Raw genomic sequence first — 26,086 nt, 5'->3', positions numbered from 1 at the left:
ACGCTCATCAGATCGCCGGCAGTGTGTCCATCGACCAACGCGGCTGTACGGTGATCGCCGGACCATCATGCTGCCCGGCGAGCAAGCGCTGACAGCCAGCGTAAGCGATCATCGCACCGTTGTCGGTGCAGAAACGTGGCCGCGCATAGAAGACCTGACCGTTGAACTCACCGAGCATCCGCTCCAGCGCCTGGCGCAGAGACTGATTGGCGCTGACCCCGCCGGCGATGACCAGCGACGTCAGGCCCGTCTGCCTAAGGGCTCGGCGACATTTGATGGTCAGGGTTTCGACCACAGCCTGCTGGAACGCCAGCGCGATGTCGCAGCGGGTCTGCTCGGATTCGTCGCCCGCGCTGCGGCACTGCTGCCAGGTATTGAGGGTAAAGGTCTTCAGGCCGCTGAAACTGAAATCCAGACCGGGCCGATCAGTCATCGGCCGCGGAAAGACGAAGCGTCCCGGAGTGCCCTGCTCGGCCAGACGGGCGATTTCCGGCCCGCCGGGATAACGCAGGCCCATCAGCTTTGCGGTCTTGTCGAAGGCTTCACCGGCGGCATCGTCCACCGATTCGCCGAGCAGCTCGTACCGGCCAATGCCATCCACGCGAACAACCTGCGTATGGCCACCCGACACCAGTAAGGCGACGAACGGGAACTGCGGCGGCTGCGCTTCGAGCATCGGTGCCAGCAGGTGACCTTCCATATGGTGCACGCCGACAGCCGGTACGCCCCAGGCCAACGCCAGCGCCTGGGCGCAGGAGGCCCCAACCAGCAGCGCACCGACCAGTCCGGGACCGGCCGTATAGGCCACCGCATCGATCTGGCCGGCCTCGCGGCCCGCCTCCTCCAGCACCTGGCGAATCAGCGGCAGCATGCGTTTCACGTGATCGCGCGAGGCGAGCTCAGGCACCACGCCGCCATAGACGCGATGCAGGTCGATCTGGCTGAATAGCGCGTCGGCCAGCAGGCCCTGTTCGCTGTCGTAAAGCGCGACACCAGTCTCGTCGCAGGACGTTTCCAACCCCAGCACCAGCATGGGTTCAACCTTTCCGGAGGGCGAATGAAGCCGTGCATATTAATCGTCGGGCCGTCCGACCGACCAGCGCTTTTCGATCAGGGGCTTTGCATTCCGCAATTGGAGCGGGTAACATCCGCAACCCTTAAAACCAGCGTGCTTGCGAGTCATTGCCGAAGCGCGTTGCCACCGGTAATCAAGTGAAGGTAAGTCCTGGATGCCCGCTGTCAAAGTTAAAGAGAATGAACCCTTCGACGTAGCACTGCGTCGTTTCAAGCGTTCCTGCGAAAAAGCAGGCGTTCTGGCCGAAGTCCGCTCGCGCGAGTTCTACGAGAAGCCGACTTCCGAGCGCAAGCGCAAGGCTGCCGCTGCAGTCAAGCGTCACGCCAAGAAAGTGCAGCGCGAGCAGCGCCGCAGCGTCCGCCTGTACTAATCCAGTACAGCTGACGTCGCATCAAGCCCGGCTCAGGCCGGGCTTTGCATTGCATGCTTACTCCGCTTCGCCAGCCGGCGAAAGGCCGGAGTTTTTTCATTTCCGGCTCATGCAATGCGAGCGTAATCAGATACCTCTATGGCCGGCCTGATCCCCCAATCCTTCATCGACGACCTGCTCAATCGCTCCGACATCGTCGAGGTGGTCGGCTCGCGCATCCAACTGAAAAAGGCCGGCAAGAACTACAGCGCCCTCTGCCCTTTTCACAAGGAAAAGACGCCCTCGTTCAGCGTCAGTCCGGACAAGCAGTTCTACTATTGCTTCGGCTGCGGCGCTGGCGGCAATGCGCTGGGCTTCGTCATGGACCACGACCAGCTGGACTTCCCCCAGGCAGTCGAGGAACTGGCCAAGCGCGCGGGAATGGAAGTCCCCCACGAGGAAAGCGGCCGCAAACACAAGCCACGCCAGCCGGTCGATTCGCCACTCTACCCACTGCTGGCTGCCGCCGCCGATTACTACCGCCAAGCCCTGAAAAGCCACGCGACCCGCAAGTCGGCCGTGGAGTACCTCAAGGGCCGCGGCCTGTCCGGCGTGATTGCCCGGGATTTCGGATTGGGCTTCGCCCCGCCCGGCTGGGACAACCTGATGAAGCATCTCGGCGGCGATGCGCTTCAGCAGAAAGCGCTGATCGACGCCGGCCTGCTGATCGAGAACGCCGAGAACGGCAAACGCTATGACCGTTTCCGCGATCGCGTAATGTTCCCCATCCGCGACAGCCGCGGCCGGGTCATCGCCTTCGGCGGTCGCGTTCTGGGCGACGACAAGCCCAAGTACCTGAATTCGCCGGAAACCCCGGTATTCCACAAGGGCCAGGAACTCTACGGCCTTTACGAAGCGCGGCAGGCCAACCGAGATCTCGACGAGATCATGGTGGTCGAGGGCTACATGGACGTCATTGCACTGGCCCAGCAAGGCTTGCGCAACGCCGTGGCCACCCTTGGTACGGCAACCAGCGAAGAGCATCTCAAGCGCCTGTTCCGCATCGTACCCAGCGTGCTGTTCTGCTTCGATGGCGACGCGGCCGGACGCAAAGCCGCCTGGCGAGCACTGGAAGCCACGCTACCGAACCTGCAGGATGGCCGCCGGGCGCGCTTTCTGTTCCTGCCCGACGGAGAGGACCCGGACACACTGGTCCGCGCCGAGGGCACCGATGCTTTTCGCGCGCGCATTCAGCAGCACTCACAGCCACTGGCCGATTACTTCTTCCAGCAACTGAGCGACGAAGCCGATCCACGCTCACTGGAAGGCAAGGCCCACTTGGCCACCCTGGCAGCGCCGCTTATCGAAAAGATTCCCGGTGCAAACCTGCGCGCATTGATGCGCCAGCGTCTCACCGAGATCACTGGTCTGAACGGGGAAGCACTGCAGCATATGGCAGCAGCGCCAACCACCGCACCCAGCAACAACTCGGCCGAGTACGACGACGCCGCATATTACGACACGGGTTCGCACTACGCCGAGACCGACTACTTCCAACCTCCCGAAGCGCCCAAGCCACAACGCGGCGAAAAAAAGGAATGGAAGAAAGACTGGAAAAAATCCGGGCAGCGACCAGACTTCAAACCTCGCGGTCCGCGTACGCCAGCTACCGTCGAGCCGCCGACCCTGACCACGCTGCGAACGCTGCTGCACCACCCGGAGCTAGCACAAAAGGTCGAGGACGTCAGCCATTTCGCCGCAGAAGACGACACATACGCACAATTGCTTGTCGCCCTGCTTGGCACGCTGCAGAAGAACCCGAAGCTGCGTAGCCTGCAGCTGATCGCCCGCTGGCATGGAACCGACCAAGGGCGACTTTTACGCGCACTTGCAGAGAAAGAATGGCTGATCTCGGCCGATAACCTTGAACAGCAGTTTTTCGACACCATTAATAGCCTTGCCGCCCGACAGCGGGAACGCCGACTCGAAAGCCTGCTGCGTAAGGCTCGCCAAGGTGAACTCAGCGCAGAGGAAAAAGACCAACTGCGTAACCTGCTGAGCCGTAATGCAATACCCGCTACACCGACCTCAACTGGCGTCTGAGGTCCTAGCTCGGCTATAATGCTCAGCTTGTTTTCAGCCCGCCAGAACCTTCAGTGGATAGGGTTATATGTCCGGAAAAGCGCAACAGCAGTCCCGCCTCAAAGAGTTGATCCAGCGTGGCCGTGAGCAGGGTTACCTGACTTACGCAGAGGTCAACGACCACCTACCGGAGGATATTTCCGATCCGGAACAGGTGGAAGACATCATTCGCATGATCAATGACATGGGTATCAATGTATTCGAGGTTGCCCCGGATGCCGATGCCCTGTTGCTGGCCGAAGCCGATACCGATGAAGCCGCTGCCGAAGAGGCCGCCGCCGCACTCGCTGCGGTCGAGACCGACATCGGTCGAACCACCGATCCCGTTCGCATGTACATGCGTGAAATGGGCACGGTCGAACTGCTGACCCGCGAAGGCGAGATCGAAATCGCCAAACGCATCGAGGAAGGCATTCGCGAAGTGATGAGCGCCATCGCTCACTTCCCCGGCACCGTCGACAGCATTCTCGCCGACTATGAGCGAGTGACGACCGAAGGTGGCCGCCTGTCCGACATCCTCAGCGGTTACATCGACCCTGACGACGACGGCGCCGCTGGTCCTCAGGAGGTCGAGCCGGAAACCCCGCAGACCACCGCGAAGCCGGCGGCCGACGACAAGGATGATGAGGAAGAGGACGATTCCGACAGCGAAGAGGAAGAAGGCGATGGCGGCCCCGACCCCGAGGTCGCGCGTATGCGTTTCGGCGCAGTCGCCGAGCAGCTGGAGAAAGCCAAGAAGGCGCTGAAGAAGCACGGCCGCGCCAGCCAGCAGGCCGTCGAGGAGCTCGAAGCACTCGCCATTCTGTTCATGCCGATCAAGCTCGTACCCAAGCAGTACGACGCACTGGTCGAGCGCGTTCGCAACGCCCTGAGCCAGATCCGCGCCCAGGAGCGCGCCATCATGCAGCTGTGCGTGCGTGACGCCCGCATGCCGCGCGCCGACTTCCTGCGTCAGTTCCCGAACAACGAGACCAATCTCGACTGGGCCGAGCAACTGGCTTCCGGCAAAGGCAAGTATGCCGAAGCCATCGGCACCCGCAAGGAAGACATCGTTCGCTGCCAGCAGAAGCTGATCGAGCTGGAACAGGAATGCGACCTGGTCATCGCTGACATCAAGGACATCAACCGTCGCATGTCCATCGGCGAGGCCAAAGCCCGCCGTGCGAAGAAAGAGATGGTTGAAGCCAACCTGCGCCTGGTCATCTCGATCGCGAAGAAGTACACCAACCGCGGCCTGCAGTTCCTTGATCTGATCCAGGAAGGCAACATCGGCCTGATGAAGGCGGTGGACAAGTTCGAATACCGCCGCGGCTACAAGTTCTCTACCTACGCCACCTGGTGGATTCGCCAGGCGATCACTCGTTCCATTGCCGACCAGGCGCGGACCATCCGCATCCCGGTTCACATGATCGAGACGATCAACAAGCTCAACCGCATCTCCCGTCAGATGCTGCAGGAAATGGGTCGCGAACCCACACCTGAAGAGCTGGGCGAACGCATGGAAATGCCCGAGGACAAGATCCGCAAGGTACTGAAGATCGCCAAAGAGCCGATCTCCATGGAAACGCCAATCGGTGACGACGAAGACTCGCACCTGGGTGACTTCATCGAAGACTCGGCCATGCAGTCGCCAATTGACGTAGCCACTGTGGAAAGCCTCAAGGAAGCCACTCGCGAAGTGCTCTCCGGCCTCACGGCGCGTGAAGCCAAGGTACTGCGCATGCGCTTCGGCATCGATATGAACACCGACCACACCCTCGAGGAAGTCGGCAAGCAGTTCGATGTCACCCGCGAGCGAATCCGTCAGATCGAAGCCAAGGCGCTGCGCAAGCTGCGCCACCCGACGAGAAGCGAGCACCTGCGCTCCTTCCTCGACGAGTAAGACCAGAACCCCCGGCATGCCGGGGGTTCTTTTTTCTGTCGTATGCCTCGGAGCAGCTAGCTTCGATTGGCGCAGCCGCCATACCGCCGGTATAATCCGCCGGCCTTCTGGGGGCCTATAGCTCAGTTGGTTAGAGCAGAGGACTCATAATCCTTTGGTCCACGGTTCGAGTCCGTGTGGGCCCACCACCTTCAAAGCCGCGCACTGCGTGGCTTCTTCGTTTATTCGTTGCTGACGGACAACTCAGCGACGTCGCCGGGTCCAGCCCTCCGCTCGCCGGCCGCGCCCGCTCTCCATTAATAACCAGATCGCATATAAACAGCAGGAAAGGTTTCTGGACTCTCTAAGCTGACGTCTCTATCTTGCGCCGCGGGCCCGTTGTTTCGACGCGCCTCAGTCGCCACCCTTAAGGACGTCCATGCTTCCAGAATCGCTGCCGCTGTTGTTCGTCTGCGCCTTGCTGATCTGGGTATTGGTGGCGTTCGTAAGAGAGAGCTGGAGCCCGGATATCGTCGTTGCGATTGCCGTGGCGGTGCTGCTGGCGACGCAGCTGCTGACGCCCGGCGAAGTGCTCGGCGTGCTGTCCAACTCGGCCCCGGTCACCATCGCCTGCATGTTCATCATTTCGGCGGCGCTCGAACGCACTGGCTGCATCGATGCGCTGGGCAACTGGCTCGGTAATCTGGTGGGCACCAGCCCGACACGAGTGCTGTTCGGCCTGACGATCACCGCACTGGTGATTTCCGCCTGCCTGAACAATACGCCGGTAGTGGCGATCCTCACGCCGGTGGCGATTTCCCTGGCCAAGCGCGCCGGCACGACGCCCTCGAAACTGCTGATTCCGCTGTCGTACGCCACGATTCTCGGCGGCACGCTGACGATGATCGGCACCTCGACCAACATCCTCGTCGATGGTGTGGCGCGCAAGGCTGGGCTGGCGCCGTTCGGCATGTTCGAGATCACCGCGGCAGGCCTGATCATGGCCGCTGCAGGTATGGCCTACCTGCTGACCATCGGCAAGCATCTGCTGCCGGAACGCGACACCCTGTCCAAGTTGCTCGGCCCGCGCCTTGATCGCAACTTCATGACCGAGCTGCGCGTGCCGTCGAACTCACCAGTGATCGGAAAGACCCTCGCCGAGGCCAACCTGAACGGCGGCAGCGGACTGCAGGTGCTGCAGGTAAACCGCAACGCGCAGCTGTTCAGCCGCCCGGAGCATGACTTCACCCTGACCGCCGGCGATCTGCTGATGATCCATGGCCAGGTAAAGGACGTGGTGGAGCTGCGCGAAAGCGGCCACCTGACCTTTAACCGGGGCGACGCCTTCGAAACCATCAGCAGCGAAGACGTGATCCTTGCCGAAGCCATCGTCGGCCGCGGCTCGCGCTACAGCCACCGACCGATGCGCGACCTCGACCTGTCCGCGCGCTACGGCATCAGCGTCTTGGCCGTGCACCGGCAGGACGAGAACATTCAGGGCAACTTCGACGATTTCCAGCTTCAGTTCGGCGATGTGATGCTGGTCGAGGGCACGCCCGCGCAGATCAAGCGTTTTGCCGACAACGGCGAACTGATCAGCCTCAACGCGGTACAGGAGCGCGCCTTTCGCCGCGACAAGGCACCGATCGCGATCATCGCCACCCTGGCGGTCATGGTGTTGGCAGCCTTTGGCGTGATGCCGATCGAAGGCCTGGCGATCATTGGTACGGCCGCGGTGTTGGCGACGCGCTGTCTGGACGTCGAGGACGCCTACAAGGCAGTCGACTGGAAGATCCTCAGCCTGATCTTCGGCATGCTGGCAATCAGCATCGCCATGGACAAAGTTGGCCTGGTACAGCTGGTCGTGCAGAACGTGACGGCCATTACCCCCTGGGCCGGCCCGCTGTTCATGCTGTCGTTCATCTACCTGCTGACCTCGATGCTCACCGAGATGCTGTCGAACAACGCGGTGGCCGTACTGATCACCCCGATCGCAATCGGCCTGGCCCAGCATCTGGGGGTCGACCCGCGCGCGTTCGTGGTAGCCGTGATGTTCGCCGCCAGCGCCAGTTTCGCCACGCCGATCGGCTATCAGACCAACACCTTCGTCTACAACGCCGGTGGCTACCGCTTCACCGACTTCCTCAAGGTGGGCATACCACTGAACCTGCTGTTGTGGGTCGTGGCGACGCTGGTGATTCCGCTGTTCTGGCCGCTCACGCCACTCTGACGATAAGGCTTGCCCTGGATCATTGACCGTCCAGGCGTTCAGTTTCATGCTCTCGGGCCTTTGCCCCCGACGAACAAGAACAAGGAGCGCGCCATGAAACTGGAAACCCTCGCCATCCATGCAGGCTACAGCCCGGACCCGACCACCCGGGCGGTGGCGGTACCGATCTACCAGACCACATCCTATGCCTTCGACGACACCCAGCACGGCGCCGACCTGTTCGATCTGAAGGTGCCGGGCAACATCTATACACGCATCATGAATCCCACCACCGACGTGCTCGAGCAGCGCGTCGCGGCACTGGAAGGCGGGGTGGCGGCACTGGCCGTTGCCTCAGGAATGGCGGCAATCACCTACGCCATCCAGACCATCGCCGAAGTCGGCGACAACATCGTCTCGGTCGCCAAGCTCTACGGCGGTACCTACAACCTGTTCGCCCATACCCTGCCGCGCCAGGGCATCGAAGTACGCTTCGCCGCCCACGATGACATCGCCGCCCTGGAAGCGCTGATAGACGAACGCACCAAGGCGGTGTTCTGCGAATCCATCGGCAACCCGGCGGGCAACATCATCGACCTAGCCGCCCTGGCCGAAGCCGCACACCGCCACGGCGTGCCGCTGATCGTCGACAACACCGTCGCCACGCCGATGCTCTGCCGCCCCTTCGAGCATGGCGCGGACATCGTCGTGCACTCGCTGACCAAGTACATGGGCGGCCACGGCACCAGCATCGGCGGCATCGTGGTCGACTCCGGCAAGTTTCCCTGGGCGCAGCACAAGGAGCGCTTCGCGCTGCTGAACACGCCCGATGTGTCCTACCACGGCGTCACCTACACCGAAGCGTTCGGTCCCGCCGCCTTCATCGGCCGCTGCCGCGTGGTGCCGCTGCGCAACATGGGCGCGGCAATTTCGCCATTCAATTCGTTCCTGATCCTGCAGGGGCTGGAAACCCTTGCGCTGCGCATGGAACGCCATTGCGAGAATGCACTGAAGGTCGCCGAGTTCCTGCAGGCCCATCCGCAAGTGGCCTGGGTCAAATACGCCGGGCTACCGGATCACCCCGAGCACGAACTGGCTCGCCGTTATATGGGAGGCATGCCGGCGTCGATCCTCTGCTTCGGTATCGAGGGCGGCATGGAAGCCGGCGCGCGCTTTATCGACGCGCTCAAGCTGGTGGTGCGGCTGGTGAACATCGGCGACGCCAAGTCCTTGGCCTGCCATCCAGCCAGCACCACGCACCGCCAGCTGAATGCCGAGGAACTGGCCCGCGCCGGTGTGTCACAGGACCTTATCCGGCTATCCATCGGTATCGAGCACATCGACGACATCCTCGCCGATCTGGCCCAGGCGCTGAGCGCGTCCAAGGGCTGACTCGCGCTTGATATCCGCCGCGGAGGCTCCACATTAATGGCATACCGCCGTGGAGCCTCGTCATGACCGAATCACTGATCGTCCCCTGCGCGCACTGCGCCAGCCTCAATCGTATCCCCGCGGACCGGCTACACGACGCACCGCGCTGCGGTCGCTGCAAGGCCGAGGCGTTGCCAAACGCTCCGTTCGACTTGCAACAGAGCCAGTTCGCCAACCAGATCAAGGGCGACCTGCCGCTACTGATAGATGTCTGGGCCAGCTGGTGCGGGCCCTGCCGCAGTTTCGCCCCGACCTTTGCGCAGGCTGCCAGTCAGCTCCAGGGCCGCTGCCGCCTGGCCAAGCTCGACAGCGAAGCCAATGCGCAGCTGTCGACACAACTTGGCATCCGCTCGATTCCCAGCCTGATCCTGTTCCGCAACGGTCGTGAAGTCGCCCGGCAGAGCGGCGACATGCCGTTGCCGCAGCTGATGGCGTGGCTGGCGCAGCACGGCGTGAGCTGATCACAGCCGCTGGCCGCGGACAGCCGTCGGGGTGACGAGTTCCACATCAACTGCGACCTCCCATCAGGATATGTATCGCAATGTTTGCCTAGCGTTCATCGCACTTGGATAATGCCCGCACTTTTCGAGCGGCACTTCCAATGCAAGCACTACACGGACGTCTGCACGCCGGTCTCGCTACGAGAGCCGCGCGAGCATGAGCGCTATACGCTTCGACATCGACCAATGGCAGGCCTGGGCTCCGGGCCGCGCCTGCCAGGCCGACTGGTTGCGCTGGGCGAGTGCCAGTCAGTGGCCGAACGATCCCGAAGCGCAGCCGGATGTGTCCTTTCTGCCGGCGATGCAGCGCCGCCGCCTGAGTCGACTGGCGCGAATGGTGTTCGCCGTCGCCCAGCCGCTCAGCGAAGGCCGTGCCCCGATGCCGCTGGTGTACGCCTCGCGCCACGGGGAAACCACCCGCAATTTCGCCCTGCTCAGCGATCTGGCCAACGCGCAGCCGCTCTCGCCAACCCAGTTCAGCCTTTCCGTGCACAATGCGATCGTCGGGCTCTGGTCGATCTTTCAGGGCGACCCCAGCGAAATGACCGCGATCGCAGCAGAGGGCGATGGCCTGGAACACGCGGTGCTCGAAGCTGCGCTGCTGCTGAACGAAGGCGCGCCGGCCGTGCTGCTGGTGATCGCCGAAGAATCGCCTCCCGAGGCCTACCGCCCCTGGATAGACGACTGCAGCATTCCCTATGCACTGGCGCTACGCCTGACCGCGGGCGACAGCTGGCAGCTGCAACTGCAGCCCACCGATGAAAGCCCGTCGCAACCGCAAGTCCATGCTCTGCAACTGATCCGGGCCTTGCTCCACGACCACTCCCAATTCACGCATCACTGGAAGACGCGCAAATGGAACTGGCAGCGGACTCGCTGAAGCGGCCCAACGCGCCGTGGCTGTGGCGACTCATCGCCACCGGCCTGTCGTTCGCCCTGTTCGGCATCGGCGGCCTGTGCCTGCGGCTGATTATATTCCCGCTGCTTTCACTGCTCCCAGGTGATGCCGCCACCCACCGTCGCCGCGCGCGACAGACCGTGAGCAGGCTGTTCTGGCTATTCGTGCAGTTCATGTACCGCAGCGGCGTACTGACCTATGAAGTCGAAGGCGCCGAGCGGCTGGGGCGTCCGGGCCAGCTGATTATTGCCAATCACCCGTCGCTGATCGATGTGGTCGTGCTGATCGCCCTGATCCGCGACGCCAACTGCGTGGTCAAGCAGAGCCTGTGGGACAACCCCTTTACCCGTGGCCCGATTCGCGCCGCGCAGTACATCAGCAACAACGGCAGCGCCGAAATGCTCGACGAAGCCGCCGAGGCCCTGCAGCAAGGTCAGACCCTGATCATCTTTCCCGAAGGCACCCGCACCACGCCCGGGCAGCCGCCGCAGTTTCACCGCGGCGCAGCGGCCATCGCCCTGCGCGGCGCAAGGCTGGTGACGCCGGTAGTGATCAGCGTCACGCCAACCACGCTGACCAAGGCCGAGCCCTGGTATCGCATACCATCACGGCGTTTTCACTTTCATCTGCGCGTGGGCAGCGACATCGACCCACAGGCGTTCGCCGCCCAAGGCGCTGCCCCGATCGCCTCGCGGCGACTGAATGACCATCTGCACCGACACTTCATAAAGGAGCTCGCACTCGATGAGCCAACAACTACAACGTGAAATCAAGCAACTGATCATCGACGCGCTGGGGCTGGAAGACCTCGGTCCGGACGATATTGCCGCCGATCAACCACTGTTCGGCGAAGGCCTCGGGCTCGACTCGGTCGACGCGCTGGAACTGGGCCTGGCGATCCAGAAGCGCTTCGGCATCAAGATCGATGCGGACGCCAAGGACACTCGCAAGCATTTCGTCAGCGTCGACAGCCTGGCGGCCTTCGTCAGCGCCAACCGCGCCATCGCCTGAGGAGTATCTCCCGTGAACAGCCGCAACGAGATTTTCCAGACCCTGCGTGACGCTCTGGTCGAACTGTTCGAGCTCGAGCCCGAGCGCATCACCCTAGAAGCCAACCTGTATCAGGACCTGGAGATCGACAGCATCGACGCCGTTGACCTGATCGACCACATCAAGCGCCAGACCGGCAAGAAGATCGCCGCGGAAGAATTCAAGGCCGTGCGCACTGTGGGCGATGTAGTCGAGGCGGTCTACCGCCTGACCAATGCGGAGACAGCCTGACCGACGCGAGCGACCTCACCACACGAGTGGCGCACGGCGTACCTAGGGCATTTCCGGACTTTTCTGATGCTGACATCTCTTTCCAAGATCCCGGCCGGCGTGACGCGGATGGCGGGTTTCGTGCTGCTCCTCATCGGGCTGGCATATCCCTTCGCCGTCTATTTCGGTATCGAGCACCTCTCGCCGCGGATCTTCGCGGCGCTCCTAGGAGCGCTCTGGCTGACCCGCCTGCTGAGTAACGGCGGTGCTGCAAGCCGCTGGACGGCCGGCATCGCGCTGCTGTTCTGTCTGCTGCTCGGGCTGCTCGATAACGCCGCCCTGCTGCGCTGGTATCCGGTGCTGATCAACGCGGCCATGCTGGTGCTGTTTGCCGGCAGCCTATTCAGCGGGATGCCGGTCATCGAGCGCCTGGCGCGCCTGCAGGACCCGGATTTGTCGCCTTCAGGTGTGCGCTATACGCGGCAGGTGACCAGGGTCTGGGTAGGCTTCTTCATCTTCAACGGCTCGATTGCTACAGCGCTGACGCTGTGGGCGCCGCTGGCCTGGTGGACGCTGTACAACGGACTGATCGCCTATCTGTTGATGGGCCTGCTGTTCTCCGGCGAGTGGCTGGTGCGTCAGCGTGTGAGGGGGCGCCCGTGAACTGGATTGGGCTGTGCGAACTGCTGGTTCGAAGCGGGCCGCGCCCGGTAACCGACACCCCCACGCTTGCGCTCGATCAGCTGCAGCAGGAAGCGCTGCAACTGGCCGGCGGCCTGCAGCAGCGCGGCGTGCGAACCATCGCTGTGCACCTGGAAGATGCCGGGCAACTGGCTACCGCTATGCTTGGCGCCTGGCGCGCCGGGGTGCGCGTGCTGCTGCCTGCCGACCTCCAGCCGGCCAGTCGGGCACGGCTGAGCCCGTTGGCGGAGCTCTGGCTGACCGATCAGGCGGGCGACGCAGCCCTCGCCGATCTGCAGGCGGCTCCGCTTGCCGCGGCCGAGCTCGATTCAGATCTGCTTGGCCTGACGCTCTGCACGTCGGGCTCCAGCGGCGAGCCCAAGCTGATCGACAAGCGCCTGCATCAGCTGGCCAGTGAAGTCGAAGCACTGGAGGTCCTGTGGGGCGCCGATCTCGGCGATTCCGCGGTGATTGGCAGCGTCGCCACGCAGCACATCTACGGGCTGCTGTTTCGGGTGCTCTGGCCACTCTGTGCTGGCCGCCCTTTTCTGCGACGCGCCCTGCCGTTCGCCGAAGACATGCAACGGGCCAGCCGTGAGCAGCGATCGTTCTGCTGGGTCGCCAGCCCCGCACTGCTCAAGCGCATGGGCGACAACCTCGACTGGCCGGCATTGCGTCAGGTGTGCCGGGTATTTTCCTCCGGCGGCCCGCTGCCAACAGAAGCTGGTGAATTTCTGCATCAGCGCCTTGGCCAGTGGCCCACGGAGATATATGGCAGCTCGGAAACCGGCGGCATCGCCTGGCGCCAGAGTGGCGAACTCTGGCAGCCGCTACCGGGCGTCGAGCTTGCCCAGGATGACCAAGGCGCGCTGCGCGTGGCGTCGCCGTGGCTTGGGCGCGGCCATGTGGAGCAGACCGCCGATGGCGCCGAGCTGCACGCCGATGGTCGTTTCGCCCTGCGCGGCCGGCTGGACCGCATCGTCAAGCTGGAAGAAAAACGCATCTCGCTGCCGATGCTGGAACGTGCGCTGGCCGAGCATCCGTTCGTCCGCGAAGCGCGCCTGGAGGTGATTCAGGACAACCGGGCCTATCTCGGCGCGCTCGTGGCCTTGAGCGATGCGGGGGTGTTCGCGCTACGCAATCAGGGGCGCCGCAGCGTCACCCAGGCATTGCGCAAACAGCTGAGCACCCACTGCGAGGCACTCGCCCTGCCGCGCCGCTGGCGGCTGGTGCGCGAGCTACCGGTCAATCCTCAGGGCAAGTTGCCACAGGCCGAACTGGATGCATGGCTGCAAGCACCTCGCACCCGTCAACCGGAGCGCCTGGCGCTGCAGTGGAAAGACGATCACTGGCAGATCGAGCTGCGCGTGCCGCTCGATCTGGCGCACTTCAGCGGCCATTTCCCGCGCACGCCGGTGCTGCCTGGCGTCGTCCAGATCGAGTGGGCGATGGACCTCGCGCGCGAACTGATCGACGACTTGCCGCCACGTTTCGGTGGCTTGGAAGTGCTGAAATTCCAGCAGCTCGCCCGGCCCGGCGACCGGCTGCAACTGAGCCTGCGATTTGATCGCGAGCGCGGCAAGCTGTACTTCAGCTATCACAACGACGACAAGCCCTGCTCGTCCGGGCGCATTCTGCTGGGAGCGCAGCCATGACCACTTTGAACGAGCTGCCACCCGTAGCGGCTGCAACCGCGGTGGTTCGAACGCCCTTGCAGCCGGAAGACGACTGGTTCAAGCCCTGCGCGGTGATCCCGGTGTACAACCACGAGCGCAGCCTGCCCGCAGTGGTCGCGGCGCTGCGTGCCGCGGACCTTCCCTGCGTGCTGGTGGACGACGGTTCCTCCCCTGCCGCTGCGGCGGTCATCGACGAGCTGGCCGAGCAAACGGAGGTCTTCCTGCTCCGTCATCAGCGCAACCAGGGCAAGGGTGGCGCGGTGATCAGCGGCCTGCGCGAAGCAGGGCGCCTGGGCTTCAGCCATGCGCTGCAGGTCGACGCCGACGGCCAGCACGATCTCTCCGGCGTCGGGCTGTTTCTCGATCGCGCCAGCCAGGCACCGGACGCGCTGATCTGTGGCTATCCGCACTATGACGCCAGCGTGCCCAAGGGCCGTCTGTATGCTCGCTACCTCACACACGTCTGGGTCTGGATCAACACCCTGTCGCTGTCGATCCGCGACTCGATGTGCGGCTTTCGCGTCTATCCGCTGGAGCCGACGTTGGCGTTGATCGACCGCGTGCACCTGGGCCAGCGCATGGATTTCGACACCGAGATCCTGGTGCGTCTGCACTGGCAGCAGCAGCCGATGGTCTGGCTGCCGACGCGGGTGCATTATCCGGCCGACGGCGTCTCGCACTTCCGCCTCTGGCTGGACAATGCGCTGATCTCGGCCATGCATGCCCGACTGTTTTTCGGCATGCTGCTGCGCGCGCCGAAACTGCTCGCCCGGCGCCTGCAACGATGAGCGAAGCCCCGATGCCCTCGCACTGGGCGGCGCAGCGCGAGCGCGGCAGTTTCGCGCTGATGCGCCTGACCGCCTGGGCGGTACGGGTGCTTGGCCGGCGCACCATGGCGCCGCTACTGTATCTGATCGTGCTGTATTTCTACCTCTTCGGCCGCAGCGCCCGTGACAGCGCGCGCCAGTATCAGGGCAACCTGGCGCGCTGGAGCGGTCGCGCCGAACTGCAGCCAAGCACCCGCTCGGTCTATCGCCAGTTCATGAGTTTCGCCGACGCGCTGCTGGACAAGCTGGATGTCTGGAGCGGGCGAGTCGGGCGGGAACGCCTGGTGATCCACGATCCGGCCAACCTGCACGCCAGTCTCGCCGGGCCGCGCGGTCAGCTGCTGGTCGGCTCGCACTTGGGCAACCTGGAGATCTGCCGGGCACTGGCGGAAATGGGCGGCGAAGTACGGATGAACGTGCTGGTGCACACCCGTCACGCCGAGCAGTTCAACCGGCTGCTCGACCAGTCCGGCGCCGACAACCTGCGCCTGATCCAGGTCAGCGAGCTGGACCCGGCGACCATGCTGCAGCTGTCCCAGCGTCTGGAGCGTGGCGAGTGGTTGGCCATCGCCGGTGACCGGGTGCCGCTGCACGGTGGGCGCACCGCCATGGCGGACTTTCTCGGCGAGCCGGCGGCGTTTCCCCAGGGGCCCTGGTTGCTCGCCGGCCTGCTGGAATGCCCGGTGAATCTGCTGTTCTGTCTCAAGCAGGACGAACGCTTCCATGTGCATCTCGAGCCCTTCGCCGAACGCATCCGCTGGCGCCGCGCCGACCGCGACGCGGTGATCGCGCAGGCAGTGCAGCGCTACGCCGACCGCCTCGCCGCGCGCTGCCTGGAGGCGCCGCTGCAATGGTTCAACTTCTATCCCTTCTGGAACACACAGGACCCGCGTCGTGACTGAGCCCGTGATCTTTGGCGAACACCTTCTGCGCATCGAGGACGTGCTGGCCGTGGCGCAGCGCCGTGCGCCGGCACGGCTGCAGGCGGACGAGACTTTTCGCAGCCGCATTATCCGCGGCGCGCAGTTTCTCGACACCCTGCTGGACCGCGAAGGCGTGATCTACGGCGTTACCACCGGCTATGGCGATTCCTGCGTGGTGGCGGTGCCGCTGCATCAGGTCGAGGCGTTGCCGCAACACCTGTTCACCTTTCATGGCTGCGGGCTGGGCAAGTTGCTGGACGCCGAAGCCACCCGCGCCGTGCTCGCCGCGCGCCTGCGTTCGCTTACCCATGGAATGTCCGGTGTACGCATCGAGCTGCTGGAACGCATGCAGGCATTTCTCGAACACGATGTGCTGCCGCTGATTCCTGAGGAAGGCTCGGTCGGCGCCAGCGGTGACCTGACCCCACTATCCTATGTAGCTGCCGCCCTCGCCGGCGAGCGCGAGGTGCTGTATCGCGGCGAGCGCCGCAGCGCCGCCGAAGTGCATCGCCAGCTCGGCTGGACACCCTTGACCTTGCGTCCCAAGGAGGCGCTGGCGCTGATGAACGGCACCGCGGTGATGACCGGACTCGCCTGCCTGGCCTACGCCCGCGCCGACTACCTGCTGCAGCTGGCGACCCGTATCACCGCACTGAACGTGATCGCCCTGCAGGGCAACCCCGAGCACTTCGATGAGCGCCTGTTCGCCGCCAAGCCGCATCCTGGCCAGACTCAGGTCGCCGCCTGGATTCGTCAGGACCTGGCCATCGATGCGCCCGCGGCGCCGCTGCATCGATTGCAGGACCGCTACTCCATCCGCTGCGCGCCCCATGTGCTCGGTGTGCTGGCCGACAGCCTGGGCCTGCTGCGCCAGTTCATCGAGACCGAACTGAACAGCGCCAACGACAACCCGATCATCGATGCAGACAACGAGCGCGTGCTACACGGCGGGCACTTCTATGGCGGGCATATCGCCTTCGCCATGGACAGCCTGAAGAACCTGGTGGCCAACGTCGCCGATCTGCTCGACCGCCAGCTCGCCCTGCTGGTCGACACGCGCTACAACCACGGCTTGCCGAGCAACCTTTCTGGCGCGCCGGCCGCCACGGCGATGATCAACCACGGCTTCAAGGCGGTGCAGATCGGCACCAGCGCCTGGACCGCCGAAGCGCTGAAAAACAGCATGCCGGCGAGCGTGTTTTCACGTTCCACCGAGTGCCACAACCAGGACAAGGTGAGTATGGGCACCATCGCCGCCCGCGATGCCCTGCGCAGCCTGGAGCTGACCGAGCAGGTCGCCGCGGCCACGCTGCTCGCCGCCCAGCAGGGCGTCTGGCTACGCCAGCGCCAGGAAGGCGCGCGCCCGCTGCCCGCACCACTGGCGGCCATGCACGGCGAACTGGCGGAGGCCTTCCCGCCGCTGATCGAAGACCGCGCGCAGGAAGGCGAACTGCGCCTGTGTCTCGAACAGATCCGCAACCGACACTGGAGCCTTTATGCGTAAGGATGGCGTACTGCAGGCCGAGGTCGAGATGCTCGTGCCGTTCTTCGATGTCGACTCCATGGACGTGGTCTGGCATGGCCACTACGTCAAGTACTTCGAGGTCGCCCGCTGTGCGCTGCTCGAACGCATCGACCACAACTACCAGCAGATGCGCGAAGCCGGCTATGCCTGGCCAATCATCGACGTGCAGTTGCGGTACATGCGCGGCGCCCGCTTCAACCAGCGCATCGTGGTGCGCGCCGATCTGGTGGAGTGGGAGAGCCGCCTGAAGATCAACTACCTGATCCGCGATGCCGAAACCGGCGAACGCATGACCCGCGGCAGCACCGTGCAGGTCGCTGTGGAGATCGCCAGCCGCGAGATGCTGCTGGCCTCGCCACGGGTGTTCGTCGAAGCGGTGGAGCGCGCCCTGACATGACACCGACCTTCAAGAAATGGCTGACCGCCATCGCCCTGTTGATGGTGTCCAACATGACCACGGCGCAGACTTTCGACCTGCCACAGCTTGCCGAACAGCTGAGCGGGCCGGCCGTGGTGCGTGGCGACTTCATTCAGGAAAAGCATCTCCGTGCCCTGCCGCAGCCCCTGACCAGCCGGGGCCAGTTCGTGCTCGCCCGCGACCACGGCCTGCTCTGGCTGTTGCAGCAGCCGATCCGCCAGGACTATCGCATCACCGCCCAGGGCATCGCGCGGCGCAGCGAGCAGGGCTGGCAAGCCGTCGACCCGCAGGGCAGTTCGGCCCGACAGAACCAGCTGTTCCTCGCCGTACTGAGTGGCGACACCCAGGCGCTGCAGCGCGACTTCGACCTGCAGCTGAAAGGCGACACCGATGCGTGGCGTCTGCTGCTGACGCCACGCGGCGCGTTGCTCAAGCAGATCTTCGCTGACATCGATATCCAAGGCGGCAAGACGGTGACTCAGATCGAGCTTCACGAAGCCCAGGGCGATCGCACGCTGATCCGTCTGCTCGATAGCCGGATCGACGACACCCTCACGGCCCGCGAGCAACGCGATCTTGCCGACTGAACCCCTGCAGCCCCGGCGCTGGCCGGCCGCGCTGTTCTGCCTGGCGCTGCTCGGCCTGCTGGCGCTGAGCGCCTGGCAATGGCGCGACGGTCCGCCGCTGAGCGCCAACCTGCTGCAGCTACTGCCAAGCGACAGCCACGACGCGCTCGAGGAGCTGGCGACCGAGCGCATGCAGGAACCCCTCAGGCGCGATCTGATGCTGCTCGTCCGCCACGCCGACGAGCGACAGGCCCGGCAGCTGGCCACGCGCCTGGCCACCGAACTACGCAGCAGCGGCCTGTTCGCCCAGGTGCGCGACACGCTGCAGACCGATCTGCCGGCCGTCGCGCGCCAGTTGCGCGAGCAGTCCCTCGGTCTGCTTGCCGGCGCTGATCGCCAGCAGCTGATCGAACATCCGGAGTCGTTCATCCAGCAGCGCCTCGAGCGCCTGTATGATCCGTTCGCCGCCAGCCCGCTGTCGCTCGGGCAGGACTGGTTCGGCCTCGCCGGCCTGGCCCTGCAACGGTTGCCGCAGCTGGGCAATGTTCGCGCCGAGAACGACGGCAGCCTGGTCGCCGAACATGCAGGTCAGCGCTGGCTGGTCGTACACGCGCGCGCGCAGGGCGATGCCTTCGACGAGGGTGTGCCGCCGCAGGTGGCAGCTCTCGTCGAACGGGCTCGTGACGACATCGAAGCGGCGGGGGGCGAGCTGCTGAGTGCCGGCGGCGTGCTGCATGCCGCCCATGGCCAACACACGGCCCGCGCCGAGGCGAGCCTGATCGGCAGCCTGTCGCTGGGTACCACCCTGCTGCTCTTGCTCTGGCTGTTCCGCACGCCGCGCATCCTGCTCGCCGCCTTGCCGGTGCTGATCGGTGCGCTGGCGGGGGCCGCCGCCTGCGTCGCGCTGTTCGGCCAGATGCACGTACTGACGCTGGTGCTCGGCGCCAGCCTGATCGGCGTGAGCCTGGATTTCCCGCTGCACTTCCTGTCCAAGAGCTGGACGCTGCAGCCTTGGCACGGCCGGCGCGCACTTGGTCTGATCCTGCCGGGACTGGCGCTGGCCCTGTTAACCAACCTGATCGGCTATCTGGCGCTGGCTTTCACGCCCTTCCCGGCACTGACCCAGGTGGCAGTGTTCTCTGCGGCCGGATTGCTCGGCGCCTTCCTCTGCACAACCTGCCTGCTGCCCGTGCTGTTCAGCGGCCATCTGACTCCTTGGCCGCACCCGCTGGGCTGGGCGCAGCGCTGGCTGCAGCTGAGGCAGGCGTTACTGGCGCGCATCGCCACGCCCTGGCTGCTGGCCGGCCTGGGACTGTTTTGTCTCGGCGGCGTGCTGCAGCTGTCGTTCAAGGACGATCTGCGCCAGTGGGTCAGCAGCGCACCCGAACTGCAGCAACAGGCTGAGCGCATCGCTGCGATTACCGGTTTCCAGCCCACCAGTCAGTATTTCCTCGTGCGTGCGGAAAATGCCGACACCCTGCTCGAGCGTCAGGCGCAGCTGAGCCACCGCCTGGACGCTCTGCAGACCGAGCAGCAGCTGGTTGGCTACCTTGCCCTGAGCCAGCTGCTCGCGCCAGCATCCGAGCAGGCGCAGCTGCGCGCCGCCCTGCCTCAACTACTCGCGGCAGGCCAGCCGCTGACCGCGCTTGGCGTCGACGTCGACACCCTGCGGGTCGAGATCGAGCACCTGCAGGCGCAACCGCCGGTGACCATCGAGGCGGCGCTGGCCGGCCCGCTGGGCGAAGCCTGGCGAGCGCTCTGGCTTGGCAAAACGAGCGATGGCGTAGCCGGGCTGATCAGCCTGCAGGGACTGCGCGACAGCACAGCGCTGGCAGCCATCGCCAAAGCCGTGCCCGGCACGACGCTGGTCGATCAACCCGCCAGGCTCAACCAGCTGTTCGCCGCAACCAAACTGCAGGCCGCCGAACTCAAGGTGCTGGCCAGCCTGCTGATCTTTGCCCTGCTCTGCTTCCCCTTCGGGCCGGGCGGCGCCCTGCGCTGCCTGGCCGTGCCGCTGCTGGCCGCCCTGGCAAGCCTGGCCAGCCTCGGCTGGCTGGGTCAGCCGCTGACCCTGTTCGGGCTGTTCGGCCTGCTGCTGGTCACGGCGATCGGCGTCGATTACGCGATCCTCATGCGCGAGCGGGTCGGCGGTGTTGCAGTCAGCCTGGTCGGTACGCTGCTGGCGGCCACCACCACCTGGCTATCGTTCGGCCTGCTGGCGATTTCCAGCACGCCGGCGGTGAGCAACTTCGGCCTCACGGTCAGCCTCGGGCTGGCGTTCAGTTTCTTCCTGGCCCCCTGGGCCACCATCGAGCAAGATCCACCACCACATGCAGGGAGGCCCTATGGCGCCGCTTGAGTTGCAACACCGTGAAGTCGTGATCATCGGCGCCGGGCCGTCCGGCGCCATCGCCGGCGCGCTGCTCAAGCGCAAGGGCCACGATGTATTGATCATCGAACGCCTGCGCTTTCCGCGCTTCTCCATCGGCGAGAGTCTGCTCTCGCACTGCCTGGACTTCATCGAGGAAGCCGGCATGCTTGAGGCGGTGCGCGCCGCGGGCTTCCAGACCAAGCACGGCGCGGCCTTCGGCTGGGGCGAGCGCTATACGGATTTCGACTTCCGCGACAAATTCACTGCCGGCCACGGCAGCACCTACCAGGTCCAGCGCGCCGACTTCGACAAGCTGCTGGCCGACCAGGCCGAGCTGCAGGGTGTGGAGATTCGCTACGAGGAAGAAGTCACCGCTGTGGACTTCGGCGGCGAACGGCCGTGGTTGCAGATTCGTCGGGCCGACGGCAGCGAGTACCGCGTCGACGCCGCCTTCGTGCTCGATGCCAGTGGCTACGGCCGCGTGCTGCCGCAGCTGCTGGACCTGGAAGCACCTTCGGGCTTCCCGGTACGCCGGGCGATCTTCACCCATATCGAGGACCGTATCGACGATCCGCGCTTCGACCGCGAGAAGATCCTCATCACCACCCATCCCGAGCTGCGTGACGTCTGGTACTGGACCATTCCGTTCAGCAACGGCCGCTGCTCGCTGGGCGTGGTCGCCAGTGCCGAGCGCTACGAAGGCCGACCGGTGAATCTGGATGCCTGCCTGCGCGAGTTCGTCCAGGAGGCGCCAAACCTCAAAAGCATACTCAAGAATGCCGAATGGGACACGCCAGCTCGCCTGATCGGCGGCTACTCGGCCAACGTCAAGAGCCTGCATGGTCAGGGCTTCGCCCTGCTCGGCAATGCCGCCGAGTTCCTCGACCCCGTGTTCTCTTCCGGCGTAACCATCGCCATGCGCTCGGCGCATATGGCAGCAGCCGTATTGCACCGCCAGTTGAACGGAGAAACGGTGGACTGGGAGACCGAGTTCGCCACTCCACTCAAGCGCGGGGTCGATACCTTCCGGACCTACGTGGAGGGTTGGTACGATTGCAGCTTCCAGGACGTGATCTACTACGAACACGCCCAGCCGGAGATCCGCCGGATGATCAGCTCGATCCTCGCCGGCTATGCCTGGGACGAAAAGAACCCCTATGTCGCCGAACCCAAACGCCGCCTGCGCGTACTGGCCGAACTCTGCTCGGCGGGTGCCGGTGTCTGAGCGGATTGAAATGAGGCGACTGCTGCTCGGCCTGTGCTTCGTGCTGCTGGCGGGCTGCGCCACGCGCGCACCGCTGCCGGCGACCACGCCGACACTGGAGGTGCCACTGCAGCTGCATGTTCAGCGCCGGGGTAGCAAGCCAGCGGACTGGTTGCTGGTGGTCCAGCGCGAAGACGCCGCACTGCGCTGGACGCTGCTCGATCCGCTGGGCATTCCGCTCGCGCGGCAACAACTGCGCGACGGCGACTGGCACGCCGATGGGCTGCTACGACCCAATCCGGAGGCACGCGAACTGTTCGCCGCACTGCTGTTCGCCTTGACCGGGCACGATCAACTTGCCGCCTTGTATGGCAGCGCGGCCGAACAGCATGATCCCTCTGAGCGAAGGCTGCGCCAGGCTGGCGACGTGCGTTGGCAGGTGCGCTATCGATCGGCACAGAGCTTCGAACTCGACGTGGCGCCGGGTCTGACCTATGGTGTCGCCCCCTTGCCCGACACGACCGGAAGCCAGCACCGATGACCGCCTACCTCAACGCCCTCGGCGTGATCTGTGCGCTCGGCAGCGGCAAGGCCGAGGTCGCCGGACGGCTGTTTGCCAGCGATACATCGGGCATGCAGGTTCACCCGCAACTGGTGGCCGGCCGTCGGTTACCAGTGGGAGCGGCCCGCTGCGCACTACCGGCTTTGCCCTGCGACGATCCGCGTCATGCCACGCGCAACAATCAGCTGTTGCTAGCTGCCGCACTGGAGATTGAAAGCGATATCCGAACGGCCATCAGCCGATACGGCCAGAATCGTATTGGCGTCGTGCTGGGCACCAGCACCACGGGCATCCAGGAAGCTGCGCAAGGTATTGCCGGCCTGCTGCACGACGGCGCCTTTCCACCCGGCTACCACTACGCGCATCAGGAGCTGGCGGCACCGGCGAGCTTTCTCGGTGAATGGCTGCAACTGGCCGGCCCCTGCTACTCGATCTCCACGGCCTGCACCTCCAGCGCCCGTGCGCTGCTCAGCGCCAAGCGCCTGCTTGATGCCGGGTTATGCGATGCGGTGCTCTGCGGCGGCGTCGACAGCCTGAGCGATCTCACGCTGCAGGGCTTTTCCGCGCTGGAAGCCACCAGCGAGACGTTGTGCAACCCGTTCTCGCGCAACCGCAACGGCATCAACATCGGTGAGGCAGCAGTGCTGTTCCTGATGACCCGCGATACCGATGGCGAAGCCGACATCGCCCTGCTCGGCGGCGCTGCGAGTTCCGACGCCCATCACATCTCAGCGCCCGATCCCGACGGCCGCGGCGCCCTGAGCGCGATGCGCCAGGCGCTGGCCCGCGCCAACTGCACACCCGAGCAGATCGCCTACCTCAACCTGCACGGCACTGCCACGCCCCACAACGACGCCATGGAGAGCGTCGCCGTCGCCGCGCTGTTCCCCCATGGGGTGCCCTGCTCATCGAGCAAGCCGCTGACCGGTCACACCCTCGGCGCGGCCGGCGCGCTGGAGGCGGCGTTCTGCTGGTTGTCGCTATCTCCCCTGAATCCCGATCAGCAGCTGCCGCCGCACCGCTGGGATGGCGAGCCCGATCCGGCGTTGCCGGCATTGAACCTGGTAGCAGCGGGTATCCGAATGAATCCAACAAGGCCGCGACGGATGATGAGCAATTCCTTCGCCTTCGGTGGCAACAACATCAGCCTGATTCTGGGGGATGCACGGTGATCGACTGGCCCATCGCCGAGCTGCTGCCGCATGCCGGCGACATGATTCTGCTCGACGGCGTCGAGCGTTTCGACGACGACAGTGTGGAAACCGTACTGCAGGTGCGTGCCGACGGCCTGCTCAGCACCACCGACGGCAGCCTGCCGGCCTGGGTCGGCGTGGAGATCATGGCGCAGAGCGTCGCCGCGTTCGCCGGCTGCCATGCACGCCAGGCCGGCCAACCGGTGGAGCTGGGCTTTCTACTCGGTACCCGTAGCTACCAGTGCAATGTCGAAGCATTTCCGGCTGGCGCCGACCTGCGCGTCCGTGCCCATCGCTCTCTGCAGGACGATAACGGCATGGGCGTCTTCGAATGTCATCTCGAGGGGCCCGGCATCCATGCCGAGGCCCGCCTGAACGTGTTCCGCCCGCCCGAAGTGGCGAGTTACCTACAAGAGTCTGCCCCATGAGTGAAACCGTCCTCGTCACCGGCTCCAGTCGCGGCATCGGTCGCGCCATCGCGCTGCGTCTGGCCCAGGCTGGCCACGACATCGTGCTGCACTGCCGCTCGCGTCGCGACCAGGCCGAAGCGGTCCAGGCCGAGATCCAGGCGATGGGTCGCAGCGCGCGCATCCTCCAATTCAACATCGCCGACCGCGCCGCTTGCCGGCGTGAGCTGGAAGCCGATGTCGAAGTCCACGGCGCCTACTACGGGGTGGTCTGCAACGCCGGCCTGACCCGCGACGGCGCCTTCCCGGCGCTGACCGACGATGACTGGGACCAGGTACTGCGCACCAACCTGGACGGTTTCTACAACGTGCTGCAGCCGCTGAGCATGCCGATGATTCGCCGCCGCCAGCCGGGGCGCATCGTCTGCATCACCTCGGTTTCCGGCCTGATCGGCAACCGCGGCCAGGTCAACTACAGCGCGTCCAAGGCCGGCGTCATCGGTGCGGCCAAGGCCTTGGCGGTGGAGCTGGGCAAGCGCAGGATCACCGTCAACTGCGTTGCACCCGGGCTGATCGATACCGATATACTCGATGCCGAACTGCCCATCGAAGAAATGCTGAAGATGGTTCCGGCGCAGCGCATGGGCACCCCGGAAGAGGTCGCCGGTGCGGTGAATTTCCTCATGTCCGCCGAGGCGGCGTATATCACCCGGCAGGTCATCGCCGTCAACGGAGGGCTGTGCTGATGGGCGGCAGACGTGTAGTCGTCACCGGCATGGCCGGCATCACCTCGCTGGGCAGTGACTGGGCAAGCATCGAAGCCAAATTCAGCGCTAACCGTAGCGGCATCCGCCGCATGCATGAATGGGATCGCTTCACCGAGCTGAACACCCGGCTGGCCGGTCCCGTGGACGACTTCGTCGTACCGGCGCACTGGACGCGCAAGCAACTGCGCAGCATGGGGCGCGTATCAAGGCTGTCGGTGCTGGCCGCCGAGCGGGCACTGGCCGATGCCGGCCTGCTGGACGACGCCTCGATCCGAGATGGTCGCATGGGTGTCGCCTGCGGTTCGTCCACCGGCAGCACCGAGGAGATCAAGGCGTTCGGCAACATGCTGCTGAATTCGGTGGCAGACGGGCTCAATGCCAATTCCTACATCCGCATGATGCCGCACACCACCGCGGCCAATATCAGCATCTTTTTCGGCCTCACCGGCCGGGTGATCCCCACCTCCAGCGCCTGCACCAGTGGCAGCCAGGGCATCGGCTACGCCTATGAGGCGATCAAATTCGGTCGGCTGCCGCTGATGCTCGCCGGAGGTGCCGAGGAGCTGTGCGCCACCGAGGCCATGGTCTTCGACGCGCTCTACGCCACCAGCCTGAAGAATGACGCACCGCATACCTCGCCACGCCCCTACGACAGCGACCGGGACGGCCTGGTGATCGGCGAAGGCGCCGGCATGCTGGTGCTCGAGGAGCTGGAACATGCGCTCGCCCGGGGCGCGACGATTCACGCCGAACTGGTCGGTTTCGGCAGCAACGCCGACGGCCAGCACGCCACCAAGCCCGAGCAGCTGACCATGCGCCGGGCCATGGAGCTGGCTCTGGAAGATGCCGGGCTCGCACCGGCGGCCATCGGTTACGTGAACGGCCATGGCACCGCCACCGAGCAGGGCGACATCGCCGAAACCCAGGCGACCCAGGCACTGTTCGGCAGCAGCATGCCGATCAGCTCGCAGAAGTCTTATCTCGGCCACACACTGGGCGCGTGCGGGGCGCTGGAGTCCTGGTTCAGCATCGAGATGATGAACCGCGATCGTTACATCCATACGCTCAATCTGGATTCGGTCGACCCGCGCTGCGGCGAGCTCGACTATCTGCAGGGTGCGCCGCGCGTCATGCAGCACGAATATGTAATGAACAACAATTTCGCCTTTGGCGGGATCAATACCTCGCTGATCTTCCGCCGCTGGGCCTGATCTTCACCCACAACCGCAAGGAAAAAGCCG

At 64.8% G+C, this 26,086-nt stretch carries 24 protein-coding genes, 1 tRNA gene and 1 pseudogene; 25 read left to right on the top strand and 1 reads right to left on the bottom strand.

What is annotated here, in order from left to right; translation table 11 throughout:
* Window positions 1-7: 7 nt before the first annotated feature.
* Window positions 8-1,033 (bottom strand): tRNA (adenosine(37)-N6)-threonylcarbamoyltransferase complex transferase subunit TsaD, encoded by a 1,026-nt coding sequence (tsaD, locus tag IEG05_RS03200; RefSeq protein WP_046621580.1) that lies wholly within the window; start codon window positions 1,031-1,033, stop codon window positions 8-10.
* Window positions 1,034-1,229: 196 nt separating this feature from the next.
* Between tsaD and rpsU the strand changes: the two genes are divergently transcribed.
* From rpsU to IEG05_RS03075, 25 genes and pseudogenes are all read left to right on the top strand, one after another.
* On the top strand, window positions 1,230-1,445 hold the full coding sequence (gene rpsU, locus IEG05_RS03195; RefSeq protein ID WP_003296736.1) for a 30S ribosomal protein S21: 216 nt from the start codon (window positions 1,230-1,232) through the stop codon (window positions 1,443-1,445).
* Window positions 1,446-1,583: 138 nt separating this feature from the next.
* Window positions 1,584-3,527 carry a DNA primase gene (gene dnaG / locus IEG05_RS03190; RefSeq protein ID WP_023445899.1) on the top strand — a complete coding sequence of 648 codons (1,944 nt, stop codon included), beginning with the start codon at window positions 1,584-1,586 and terminating at the stop codon, window positions 3,525-3,527.
* A 67-nt stretch (window positions 3,528-3,594) separates the two neighbouring features.
* The gene (gene rpoD, locus IEG05_RS03185; RefSeq protein ID WP_046621574.1) at window positions 3,595-5,448 is read left to right on the top strand and encodes an RNA polymerase sigma factor RpoD; all 1,854 of its coding nucleotides are present in this window, start codon (window positions 3,595-3,597) and stop codon (window positions 5,446-5,448) included.
* A gap of 111 nt (window positions 5,449-5,559) precedes the next feature.
* A tRNA-Ile gene (locus IEG05_RS03180) sits at window positions 5,560-5,636 on the top strand.
* A 218-nt stretch (window positions 5,637-5,854) separates the two neighbouring features.
* Window positions 5,855-7,657, top strand: a pseudogene (locus tag IEG05_RS03175) (SLC13 family permease); the annotation flags it as partial.
* Window positions 7,658-7,750: 93 nt separating this feature from the next.
* Window positions 7,751-9,028: a bifunctional O-acetylhomoserine aminocarboxypropyltransferase/cysteine synthase gene (locus IEG05_RS03170; protein WP_014821707.1), complete on the top strand. Its 1,278-nt coding sequence runs from the start codon at window positions 7,751-7,753 to the stop codon at window positions 9,026-9,028.
* 62 nt (window positions 9,029-9,090) lie between these two features.
* Window positions 9,091-9,528: a thioredoxin TrxC gene (trxC, locus tag IEG05_RS03165; protein ID WP_191121635.1), complete on the top strand. Its 438-nt coding sequence runs from the start codon at window positions 9,091-9,093 to the stop codon at window positions 9,526-9,528.
* Window positions 9,529-9,724: 196 nt separating this feature from the next.
* On the top strand, window positions 9,725-10,447 hold the full coding sequence (locus tag IEG05_RS03160) for a beta-ketoacyl synthase chain length factor (RefSeq protein ID WP_191121634.1): 723 nt from the start codon (window positions 9,725-9,727) through the stop codon (window positions 10,445-10,447).
* Complete coding sequence (locus IEG05_RS03155; protein WP_023446005.1) at window positions 10,423-11,232, top strand: lysophospholipid acyltransferase family protein; 810 nt, start codon at window positions 10,423-10,425, stop codon at window positions 11,230-11,232. Before IEG05_RS03160 ends, IEG05_RS03155 begins: the two co-directional genes overlap by 25 nt.
* Window positions 11,210-11,476 carry a phosphopantetheine-binding protein gene (locus IEG05_RS03150; protein ID WP_191121633.1) on the top strand — a complete coding sequence of 89 codons (267 nt, stop codon included), beginning with the start codon at window positions 11,210-11,212 and terminating at the stop codon, window positions 11,474-11,476. The genes IEG05_RS03155 and IEG05_RS03150 overlap by 23 nt, the downstream gene beginning before the upstream one ends.
* A 12-nt stretch (window positions 11,477-11,488) precedes the next feature.
* Complete coding sequence (locus IEG05_RS03145) at window positions 11,489-11,746, top strand: acyl carrier protein (RefSeq protein WP_003301004.1); 258 nt, start codon at window positions 11,489-11,491, stop codon at window positions 11,744-11,746.
* Window positions 11,747-11,812: 66 nt separating this feature from the next.
* Window positions 11,813-12,388, top strand: a complete 576-nt coding sequence (locus IEG05_RS03140) for a COG4648 family protein (protein WP_042926376.1) — start codon at window positions 11,813-11,815, stop codon at window positions 12,386-12,388.
* Complete coding sequence (locus tag IEG05_RS03135; RefSeq protein WP_191121632.1) at window positions 12,385-14,061, top strand: ApeI family dehydratase; 1,677 nt, start codon at window positions 12,385-12,387, stop codon at window positions 14,059-14,061. The genes IEG05_RS03140 and IEG05_RS03135 overlap by 4 nt, the downstream gene beginning before the upstream one ends.
* Window positions 14,058-14,870: a glycosyltransferase family 2 protein gene (locus IEG05_RS03130; protein ID WP_224742654.1), complete on the top strand. Its 813-nt coding sequence runs from the start codon at window positions 14,058-14,060 to the stop codon at window positions 14,868-14,870. The genes IEG05_RS03135 and IEG05_RS03130 overlap by 4 nt, the downstream gene beginning before the upstream one ends.
* Window positions 14,867-15,811: an LpxL/LpxP family acyltransferase gene (locus tag IEG05_RS03125; RefSeq protein WP_125896756.1), complete on the top strand. Its 945-nt coding sequence runs from the start codon at window positions 14,867-14,869 to the stop codon at window positions 15,809-15,811. Before IEG05_RS03130 ends, IEG05_RS03125 begins: the two co-directional genes overlap by 4 nt.
* Window positions 15,804-17,336, top strand: coding sequence for an aromatic amino acid lyase (locus IEG05_RS03120; RefSeq protein WP_191121631.1), 1,533 nt, complete (start codon window positions 15,804-15,806; stop codon window positions 17,334-17,336). The genes IEG05_RS03125 and IEG05_RS03120 overlap by 8 nt, the downstream gene beginning before the upstream one ends.
* Window positions 17,329-17,754 carry an acyl-CoA thioesterase gene (locus tag IEG05_RS03115; protein ID WP_191121630.1) on the top strand — a complete coding sequence of 142 codons (426 nt, stop codon included), beginning with the start codon at window positions 17,329-17,331 and terminating at the stop codon, window positions 17,752-17,754. The genes IEG05_RS03120 and IEG05_RS03115 overlap by 8 nt, the downstream gene beginning before the upstream one ends.
* Entirely contained in the window at window positions 17,751-18,362 is a 612-nt protein-coding gene (locus IEG05_RS03110) for an outer membrane lipoprotein carrier protein LolA (RefSeq protein WP_191121629.1), read from the top strand. The genes IEG05_RS03115 and IEG05_RS03110 overlap by 4 nt, the downstream gene beginning before the upstream one ends.
* Window positions 18,352-20,700 carry an MMPL family transporter gene (locus IEG05_RS03105; protein WP_191121628.1) on the top strand — a complete coding sequence of 783 codons (2,349 nt, stop codon included), beginning with the start codon at window positions 18,352-18,354 and terminating at the stop codon, window positions 20,698-20,700. Before IEG05_RS03110 ends, IEG05_RS03105 begins: the two co-directional genes overlap by 11 nt.
* Window positions 20,687-21,937, top strand: a complete 1,251-nt coding sequence (locus IEG05_RS03100) for an NAD(P)/FAD-dependent oxidoreductase (protein ID WP_191121627.1) — start codon at window positions 20,687-20,689, stop codon at window positions 21,935-21,937. Before IEG05_RS03105 ends, IEG05_RS03100 begins: the two co-directional genes overlap by 14 nt.
* A gap of 10 nt (window positions 21,938-21,947) precedes the next feature.
* Window positions 21,948-22,457 carry a DUF3261 domain-containing protein gene (locus IEG05_RS03095; RefSeq protein ID WP_191121626.1) on the top strand — a complete coding sequence of 170 codons (510 nt, stop codon included), beginning with the start codon at window positions 21,948-21,950 and terminating at the stop codon, window positions 22,455-22,457.
* Entirely contained in the window at window positions 22,454-23,650 is a 1,197-nt protein-coding gene (locus IEG05_RS03090; RefSeq protein ID WP_191121625.1) for a beta-ketoacyl-[acyl-carrier-protein] synthase family protein, read from the top strand. The genes IEG05_RS03095 and IEG05_RS03090 overlap by 4 nt, the downstream gene beginning before the upstream one ends.
* Window positions 23,647-24,099 carry a hotdog family protein gene (locus tag IEG05_RS03085; protein WP_125896749.1) on the top strand — a complete coding sequence of 151 codons (453 nt, stop codon included), beginning with the start codon at window positions 23,647-23,649 and terminating at the stop codon, window positions 24,097-24,099. The genes IEG05_RS03090 and IEG05_RS03085 overlap by 4 nt, the downstream gene beginning before the upstream one ends.
* On the top strand, window positions 24,096-24,824 hold the full coding sequence (gene fabG, locus IEG05_RS03080; RefSeq protein ID WP_191121624.1) for a 3-oxoacyl-ACP reductase FabG: 729 nt from the start codon (window positions 24,096-24,098) through the stop codon (window positions 24,822-24,824). The genes IEG05_RS03085 and fabG overlap by 4 nt, the downstream gene beginning before the upstream one ends.
* Complete coding sequence (locus IEG05_RS03075; RefSeq protein ID WP_125896747.1) at window positions 24,824-26,056, top strand: beta-ketoacyl-ACP synthase; 1,233 nt, start codon at window positions 24,824-24,826, stop codon at window positions 26,054-26,056. Before fabG ends, IEG05_RS03075 begins: the two co-directional genes overlap by 1 nt.
* Window positions 26,057-26,086: the final 30 nt, after the last annotated feature.

The organism is Stutzerimonas kunmingensis (genome assembly GCF_014764705.1).
Taxonomy (GTDB): domain Bacteria; phylum Pseudomonadota; class Gammaproteobacteria; order Pseudomonadales; family Pseudomonadaceae; genus Stutzerimonas.
Note: the sequence above shows the minus strand (reverse complement) of the source record. Positions and strands in the feature narration are given on the sequence as shown.